Below are 7,908 nucleotides of genomic sequence, written 5' to 3' on the forward strand. Positions count from 1 at the left end.
GCGCGCCAAGTTTCTCCATTAGCAATATCGTTAAGAATTTTCTGTCGGAATTGGCTGCAGTAGGTCATAGGATATGCTCAGTTTGTTTTTGATAATTCTACTACAAGTTGTTCTTTATATCTGCTTTGGATAGATTGGATTATAAGTGATTTGACTATAACGCTCAATTGCCTCAGCAACCGTTCGCCTTACAACTACTGCTCCCGATTTCATCAATGATTTTTGTTCAAGCTCAAATCTCTGTGCTTCGATTTTCGTTTCAAACTGTTTATAAATACCCGGCATCCCTTTCGGTCGTAACTCAACTTTCCAGCCGTTTGCTGTTTTACGAATGGCCATACTCAACTCCTAGGCGTAATTTTGGGCGTAAAAAAAGCGTAAAAAAACTTAGAAAACGAGCGAAAAATAGCACAAAGAGAAATTTGAAAGAAAGCTAACGCTATAAAATACCGTAAAAATACTAAGAAATAGCGCAAAAGAATTTTTATAATGGTGCCCGAGGCAGGACTTGAACCTGCAACCTTTCCCTTAGGAGGGGACTGCTCTATCCATTAAGCTACAAGGGCATAAGAAGAAATAGAGTTCGCCGATAAGCCGGGTTCTGTCGTGGACAATCATTCCTCTGGAGTATGCATTACTGCTTACTTCTAGCGATCTACCCAAAGTCACGACGGGTCGCCGCATGGACTTTCTATTTGATCTTGCTCCGAATGGGGTTTGCCCTGCCACGATTGTTACCAATCGCGCGGTGCGCTCTTACCGCACCATTTCACCCTTACCTAAGAGGCGGTATATTTTCTGTGGCACTTTCCGTCAGCTCACGCTGCCCGGGCGTTACCCGGCATTCTACCCTATGGAGCCCGGACTTTCCTCTAGCTAAGCTAGCGATTGTCTGGCGAACTCTTTTTCTATTGTAGAGGATATTTTGTTCGTTGACGAGCAGATATTTGTAGAAGATTGAACTGTATTTCACTTAAAGAGTGATAAGTACTAAGAGAGAGTTTAAGATAATCTCGTATAGAGATACGAGATTATCTGCTAAGAAATTAGATTTTTTTGTATTTTATGCGATGCGGTTGATCTGCTGCTTCGCCTAAGCGTTTTCTGCGGTCTGCTTCGTATTCACTGTAGGTACCAGGGAAAAATTCAACTTGGCTATCGCCTTCAAATGCTAGGATATGAGTAGCAACTCTATCTAAGAACCAACGGTCGTGCGAGATGATAAGTGCGCTACCTGGAAAGGCAAGAATAGCTTCTTCTAATGCGCGAAGGGTTTCTACATCCAAATCGTTGGTTGGTTCGTCAAGTAGTAGGACGTTTCCGCCGCTTTTGAGAAGTTTGGCGAGATGAAGTCGATTTCGCTCACCACCAGATAGGTCACCAACGCGTTTTTGTTGGTCACTACCTTTAAAGTTAAAACGTCCCAGATAGGCACGACTTGGAATGGTATAGTTTCCAACAATAATGTTATCTAAACCATCAGAAACTTCTTCCCAAACGGTTTTCTTGTCATCTAGGGCATCGCGGCTTTGGTCAACAAAAGCAAGGTTAACAGTTTCCCCAATTTCTACGTTACCAGCATCTGGGGTATCACGCCCCACTAGGATGTTAAATAGGGTCGATTTTCCTGCACCGTTAGGGCCAATAATGCCTAGAATCGCGCCTGCTGGAAGATTAAAGTTTAAATCTTCATAGAGCATTTTGTGCTCATATCCTTTGGAGAGATGTTCTGCAATAATGACTTTATCGCCCAATCGCTCACCTGGTGGAATATAGATTTCTTGGGTTTCGCTACGTTTTTGGAATTCTTTACTAGAAAGTTCATCAAAACGAGCAAGTCGAGCTTTTGATTTGCTTTGGCGACCTTTAGCATTTTGGCGTACCCATTCAAGTTCTTGCTTAAGCGCACGTCGGTGAGCAGATTCTTGTTTTTCTTCAATTTCTAGTCGTTTTTCTTTCTGCTCTAGCCAAGATGAGTAGTTACCTTGCCAAGGAATTCCTTGTCCACGATCCAGTTCGAGTATCCAGCCAGCAACGTTATCTAGGAAATATCTATCGTGAGTAACGGCAACAACGGTACCTGGGAAGTCGTGTAAATAGCGTTCTAACCATGCGATAGATTCAGCATCAAGGTGGTTAGTTGGCTCATCTAGCAATAACATATCAGGGTTTGAAAGCAATAGACGACATAAGGCAACACGGCGTTTTTCACCGCCTGATAGGGTAGCTGTTTTTTGGTCCCAAGGCGGTAAACGCAGGGCATCAGCAGCAATATCCATTCTGCGTTCGTTGTCATGCCCACCGCCAGCAGAAAGTTTATTTTCTAATTCTGCTTGTTTAGCTGCTAATGCATCGAAGTCTGCATCTAGTTCGGCATAAGCCGCATAGACGGCATCAAGCTCAGCTTGTACGTCTTTCATATCGCTCATGGCTTCTTCAACGACTTCACGAACAGTTTTTTCTGGATCTAGTTGTGGTTCTTGCGGTAAGTATCCAATTTGAATACCTGGTTGGGGGCGGGCTTCACCAATAATGTCGGTATCTACGCCGGCCATAATTTTAAGTAGGGTAGATTTTCCAGCGCCGTTTAAGCCAAGAATTCCGATTTTGGCTCCGGGAAAAAAGGAAAGGGAAATATCTTTTAAGATGTGTTTTCCTGGTGGGACTACTTTACCCACGCGATTCATAGTAAATACGTATTGACTCATTAATTTTTAGGATTGTTTGATGAAAGCAGGTATTCTATAAGACAGTTTATTAAATACCAAATGCTTAACCATGATTGTTTCTCAAAAACTTAATGCTTATGCGCGCTTAATGCGCCTCGATAAACCAGTAGGCACATTATTACTGGCTTGGAGTAGTCTATGGGGACTATGGCTTGCCGGTCAGGGGGAACCGCCTGCTAGAATTACTTTTATTATTTTATTAGGCACTTGGACGATGCGTAGTGCTGGATGTGTGTTTAATGATTTGGCAGATAGGCGATTTGATGGACATGTTGAGCGAACGCGTTTGCGTCCTTTAGCTAGTCAAGAAGTGAGTGTTACAGAGGCTTTAGTTTTAGGCATTGGTTTATTGTTGCTAAGCTTAATTTTAGTTTTATTACTAAATTGGCAAAGCGTATTACTTGCCATTTTTTGTGTGGTGGTCGCTATTATTTATCCGTTTTGTAAACGTTTTTTGCCTACACCACAAGCAATGCTCGGTGTGGCTTTTGCTAGTGCTATTTTAATGGCGGAAACGGCTATTTTAGGCAAAATTACTTGGTCTGGATTTTTTATGTTTTTGGGAAGTGTATTTTGGGCGTTGGTTTACGATACGTTTTATGCTTTGGTTGATAGAGATGATGATATTCCGCTTGGTTTACGTTCTTCTGCGATTTTTGCCCAAGGGAAAGAAATTGCTTTTATTCGAAATATGATGGTGTTGATGTTATCTGCTTTGTTAATCAGCGGCTTAATAGCTTCTCTAAGCTATTGGTACTATTTAGGGTTAATAGTCGCGGGTGGATTGATGTGTTATGAGCTTTGGATGTGCCGAGGATTAGATAAGAAAGCTTGTTTTTCCGCTTTTCATCATAATAATTGGGTGGGCGCTGCAATTTTTTCAGGGTTAGTATTAAATTTTTTACCATAAAAGTAGAATGTTTGTGATAGCATCCAAACTTTCGTTTTTTTAATGAAGGAAATGATATGAAAAAATTATTAATAGCAGGACTCGTGGGGATGTTAGCGACATTTCCTGTTTTGGCTCAAAAGAAAGATTTACCTTTAGTTGCAGTAACGCAAATTATAGAGCATCCTGCGCTTGGGGAAGTTTATCGTGGCCTCATTGATGGTCTTAAAGAAAAAGGCTATGAAGACGGTAAAAATATTCGATTGGATTATCAAATTGCGCAAGGGGATATGGCTTTAAATACGCAAATTGCTAAGCAGTTTGCTGGCGAGAATCCAGCAGTGATTGTAGCGAGTACCACACCTTCAGCTCAGGCAGCTATTGCAGCAGTTCATGGAAAAATTCCCGTTATCTTTACGGCTATTTCAGATCCAATAGGCGCGCAATTGGTTGATAATATGGAAAAGCCAGGCAAGAATGTGACTGGTGTCAAAGAAGCATTGGCTTATGATGCAAATATGGAAACCATTGCGGAATTATTACCAGAATTAAAAGCATTGGGGACTGTGAGCAATCCAGGAGAAGATAATTCGGTAACGACGAATCGTGTCATTGAAGAGATGGCAAAAGCACGAGGCTGGACGTTTATCAATGCGCCTGCTAAAAATACAGGGGATGTTTTAGATGCAGCTCGTTCTTTGGTTGGAAAAGTCGATGCAATTTTAATTACAATGGATAATACCGCTGTCAGTGCTTTTCCTTCTATTGCCCAAGTCGCCGATCAAAATAAAATTCCATTATTCGTCTTTGATACGTTTTCTGTGCCCAATGGTGCTGCTGTTGGAATCGGGTATGAAGAATACGATGTTGGGAAGTTAACGGCAGATCAAGTCGCTGCTGTGTTAGAAGGAAAAAATCCTGGTGATATCCCTGTGGCAGAAGTAGAAAAAACTCGAATTGTGCTTAATGAAAAGGCAGCAAAAAAACAAGGTTTAACATTGCCTCAAAGTCTAAAAGATAAAGCGGCAGAAGTTATTCAATAATTTTAGAGAGAAATAGAGGAGATAAAATGAAACTTTTTAAGCCCTTATTAGCGTTAACAATTGCTGCAAGTTCTATTACAGCTTGGAGTGCGGAACAACCTGTTGTTGCAGTCGCACAAATTATTTCCCATCCTGCATTAGATGCTTCATATCAAGGCTTGGTAGAAGAGCTGGAAAATGCAGGATATAAAAATGGCGAAAATATCAAAATTTTGCGTGAGATTGCACAAGGGGATCAATCATTGGCTATGCAAATTGCGCAAAAATTTGTCGGAGAAAATCCTACAGTTCTTGTTGGGATTTCTACGCCATCTGCGCAAACTTTAAAAGCGGCTTCTCATGGCAAAATTCCCGTTGTTTTTTCTGCGGTAACTGATCCTGTTGCTGCTGATTTGGTCAAAGATAAAGCGCATCCTGGTGGTATGGTAACAGGTGCAAGTGACAGAATTCCTTTAGAAAAGGGAGTTGAAATGTTAAAGCAAATTTTACCAAATGCGAAAACAATAGGCACAGTTTATAATCCAGGTGAAGCCAATTCAGAAACAGCCGTTAAAGAATTAGATGAGGTGCTAAAAAATCAGGATATGAAGCTTGTTAAAGCCCCTGCGACTAAAACGGCCGAAGTATTAGATGCTGCTCGCTCATTAGTTGGGAAAGTAGATACTATTTATATTACTTTAGATAATATTGCAGTTGGCGCTTTGGCTTCTATTATCCAAGTAGGAGAGCAAAGCAAAATTCCTGTCTTTACAGTAGACACTTCGTCTGTGGCAAATGGTGCAATAGCCGCTTTAGGTTTCTCTTATGAAGATGTTGGTCGAGAAAGCGGTAAACAAGTCGTCGCCATTTTAAAAGGGCAAAAGCCAGAAAATCTCCCAGTTAAAGAAATTGAAGCACTTGAGCTTTATTTAAATCCTGGCGCTGCTCAAAAAATGGGCGTTGAATTGCCACAGGCTATTGTAGATAATGCGACACATATTGTCGAAACAAAAAAATAATTATGTTGCAGGGAAATACCTGCTTTCGGAATCATTATGCTTAATACTGTTGCTTTTTACGGTGCCCTGGAAACAGGGCTTATTTATGCACTTGTTGCTTTTTCAATCTATCTGTCTTTTCGTGTGTTAGATTTTCCAGATTTAACCATTGAAGGCACGTTTCCTTTAGGTGGCGCCGTTGCCATTCAACTCATTTTATACGGATGGAATCCTTGGCTTGCAACAGTTGTTGCTATGCTTGCAGGTACAATCGCTGGAATGATTACCGGTTTTTTAAATGTTCGTCTTAAAATTATGAATTTATTGGCGGGCATTTTAGTAATGTATGGATTGTATTCCATCAATTTGAGAATAATGGGGCGACCTAATTTACCTGTAGGCAGTAAAGAAACGGTTTTAACGCCTTTTTATGAATTGCCGCTATCTTTTCCTCAAGTTCCGGTTTTATTGTTTAGCATTGTGGTAGTAATCGTTGCGTTGCTATTGTGGTTCTTTATGAAATCTGAAACAGGATTAGCAATGAGAGCAACTGGCGCCAATCCAGGAATGGCGCGCGCACAAGGCATCGCTACGGGAAAAATGGTCATACTAGGTATTGCCATTGCGAATGGTTTGGTTGGATTATCAGGAGCATTATTTGCACAAAGCCGTATGGCAGCGGATGCTACATTAGGGACAGGAGTATTGGTCATTGGTTTAGCATCGTTAATCGGCGGTGAGGCTATTTTAAGCCCTAAGAATGTCTTTCGCGCTTTATGCGCTTGTATCATCGGAAGCATTTTATTCCGCTTAGTTGTTGCAATTGCTTTAAACGGTGGAAGCGGTTTTGGTTTACAACCTGGAGATATCAATATTATTACGACGGTAATTATGTTGTTGGCAATTAAATTTGGTGGTATTAAAAGTCTTGCAGGAAAAATAAGAGCAAAAAAATGATTCAAGCAAATAATCTGTACAAAACATTTAATCCTAAAACACCACTAGAAAATCCCGTTTTACAAGGATTGTCTTTGTCTTTAGAGGCAGGAGAGTTTGTAACCGTTATTGGTTCAAATGGCGCTGGGAAATCTACTTTTCTCAATGCCTTATCTGGAGAAGTATTTGTTGATAAGGGCGAAATTATTATTGATGGTAAAAATGTTACTCGCTTATCAACCCATAAACGCAGCAATTTAGTCGCCCGTGTTTTTCAAGATCCTCTTGCTGGAACCTGTGCCAATTTGACTATTGAAGAAAATCTTGCGCTTGCAATGAAGCGCGGAGGAAAACGTGGCTTAACGCCAGCGGTTAAACAGCGCTATCTTAATCGATTTAAAGAGGCGTTAGCGCAGTTAGGATTACATCTAGAAAGCCGCTTAGGCGATAGAATGGGATTATTATCTGGTGGTCAACGACAAGCAGTAAGTTTGCTGATGGCAAGTTTACAGCCTTCAGCTATTTTATTGCTTGATGAGCATACCGCCGCACTTGATCCTAAAACAGCTGCTTTTGTTTTAGAGTTGACAAAAACAATCGTTAATGAAAAACAACTAACGACTTTAATGGTCACGCATAGTATGCGGCAAGCATTAGATATTGGGACACGAACTGTCATGCTACATAGAGGGCAAGTTGTTTTTGATATTGCAGATGAAGCTCATGCAAATCTTGATGTTCCAGATTTGTTGCAGCTTTTTGAAAAACATCGAGGAGAAAAAGTAAGCGATGATGCATTGCTACTAGGATGATTTTCTTGATATCTTTTTACATTGATAAGTGCCATTAGATGGCATCATACATTTGGGTAAGCAGATAAACCTATCGAATAGAGTACATTTTCTTAAATCAAAAACGCTTAAAAAGGAATATCAATGGGAAATATCCGCTTTGAACAAGTGAATAAGATTTACGGTAAAAATTGTGAAGCCGCCCGACTAGGGAAATAGATAGACAATTGCATCATTGTCCTGTCCCCAATTAGAAATCGGCATTGTCTATTTTTCGCTGGCATTTAGCATACCAATATATATAGTCAAATCACTTATAATCCAATCTATCCAAAGCAGATATAAAGAACAACTTGTAGTAGAATTATCAAAAACAAACTGAGCATATCCTATGACCTACTGCTGCCAATTCCGACAGAAAATTCTTAACGATATTGCTAATGGAGAAACTTGGCGCGCTGTTGCAAAGCGCTACAAGATCAGCAAATTCACCGTCTATAGCTGGATTAAAAATCCCCATCCTAAAGGCTTTACTGAGCGTAA

General features: G+C 40.5%; 8 protein-coding genes, 1 tRNA gene and 1 other RNA gene. 6 read left to right on the forward strand and 4 right to left on the reverse strand.

The genetic code is table 11. The features are described from left to right. Positions 1–114: 114 nt before the first annotated feature. The 4 genes from A5N85_RS12325 to ettA all read right to left on the reverse strand — a co-directional run bounded on the left by A5N85_RS12325 (position 115) and on the right by ettA (position 2,708). Positions 115–339 (reverse strand): hypothetical protein, encoded by a 225-nt coding sequence (locus A5N85_RS12325; RefSeq protein ID WP_072577480.1) that lies wholly within the window; start codon positions 337–339, stop codon positions 115–117. 151 nt (positions 340–490) lie between these two features. Next, positions 491–566: transfer RNA gene (locus A5N85_RS12330), tRNA-Arg, on the reverse strand. Between the two features lie 8 nt (positions 567–574). After that, an RNA gene (gene rnpB / locus A5N85_RS12335) (RNase P RNA component class A) lies at positions 575–904 on the reverse strand. Between the two features lie 142 nt (positions 905–1,046). Then, complete coding sequence (gene ettA / locus A5N85_RS12340; protein WP_072577481.1) at positions 1,047–2,708, reverse strand: energy-dependent translational throttle protein EttA; 1,662 nt, start codon at positions 2,706–2,708, stop codon at positions 1,047–1,049. A gap of 70 nt (positions 2,709–2,778) precedes the next feature. Here ettA and ubiA point away from each other — a divergent pair, with 70 nt between their 5' ends. The 6 genes from ubiA to A5N85_RS17835 all read left to right on the forward strand — a co-directional run. Continuing rightward, complete coding sequence (ubiA, locus tag A5N85_RS12345) at positions 2,779–3,639, forward strand: 4-hydroxybenzoate octaprenyltransferase (RefSeq protein ID WP_072577482.1); 861 nt, start codon at positions 2,779–2,781, stop codon at positions 3,637–3,639. A gap of 56 nt (positions 3,640–3,695) precedes the next feature. Further along, positions 3,696–4,661 carry an ABC transporter substrate-binding protein gene (locus A5N85_RS12350; RefSeq protein ID WP_072577483.1) on the forward strand — a complete coding sequence of 322 codons (966 nt, stop codon included), beginning with the start codon at positions 3,696–3,698 and terminating at the stop codon, positions 4,659–4,661. A gap of 26 nt (positions 4,662–4,687) precedes the next feature. Continuing rightward, positions 4,688–5,659 (forward strand): ABC transporter substrate-binding protein, encoded by a 972-nt coding sequence (locus A5N85_RS12355; RefSeq protein ID WP_072577484.1) that lies wholly within the window; start codon positions 4,688–4,690, stop codon positions 5,657–5,659. A 36-nt stretch (positions 5,660–5,695) separates the two neighbouring features. Beyond that, entirely contained in the window at positions 5,696–6,595 is a 900-nt protein-coding gene (locus A5N85_RS12360) for an ABC transporter permease (RefSeq protein WP_072577485.1), read from the forward strand. Continuing rightward, the gene (locus A5N85_RS12365; RefSeq protein WP_072577486.1) at positions 6,592–7,386 is read left to right on the forward strand and encodes an ABC transporter ATP-binding protein; all 795 of its coding nucleotides are present in this window, start codon (positions 6,592–6,594) and stop codon (positions 7,384–7,386) included. The genes A5N85_RS12360 and A5N85_RS12365 overlap by 4 nt, the downstream gene beginning before the upstream one ends. 370 nt (positions 7,387–7,756) lie before the next feature. Beyond that, positions 7,757–7,908: helix-turn-helix domain-containing protein (locus A5N85_RS17835; protein WP_143143288.1), on the forward strand; the 152-nt coding region annotated here is incomplete at its 3' end.

It is taken from the genome of Suttonella ornithocola, assembly GCF_001889065.1.
Taxonomy (GTDB): domain Bacteria; phylum Pseudomonadota; class Gammaproteobacteria; order Cardiobacteriales; family Cardiobacteriaceae; genus Suttonella_A; species Suttonella_A ornithocola.

What these genes read in the sequence shown, in the direction of transcription:
- A5N85_RS12325 (WP_072577480.1), bottom strand. Translation starts at nt 339, where the DNA reads ATGGCCATTCGTAAAACAGCAAACGGCTGGAAAGTTGAGTTACGACCG.
- ettA (WP_072577481.1), bottom strand. Translation starts at nt 2,708, where the DNA reads ATGAGTCAATACGTATTTACTATGAATCGCGTGGGTAAAGTAGTCCCA.
- ubiA (WP_072577482.1), top strand. Translation starts at nt 2,779, where the DNA reads ATGATTGTTTCTCAAAAACTTAATGCTTATGCGCGCTTAATGCGCCTC.
- A5N85_RS12350 (WP_072577483.1), top strand. Translation starts at nt 3,696, where the DNA reads ATGAAAAAATTATTAATAGCAGGACTCGTGGGGATGTTAGCGACATTT.
- A5N85_RS12355 (WP_072577484.1), top strand. Translation starts at nt 4,688, where the DNA reads ATGAAACTTTTTAAGCCCTTATTAGCGTTAACAATTGCTGCAAGTTCT.
- A5N85_RS12360 (WP_072577485.1), top strand. Translation starts at nt 5,696, where the DNA reads ATGCTTAATACTGTTGCTTTTTACGGTGCCCTGGAAACAGGGCTTATT.
- A5N85_RS12365 (WP_072577486.1), top strand. Translation starts at nt 6,592, where the DNA reads ATGATTCAAGCAAATAATCTGTACAAAACATTTAATCCTAAAACACCA.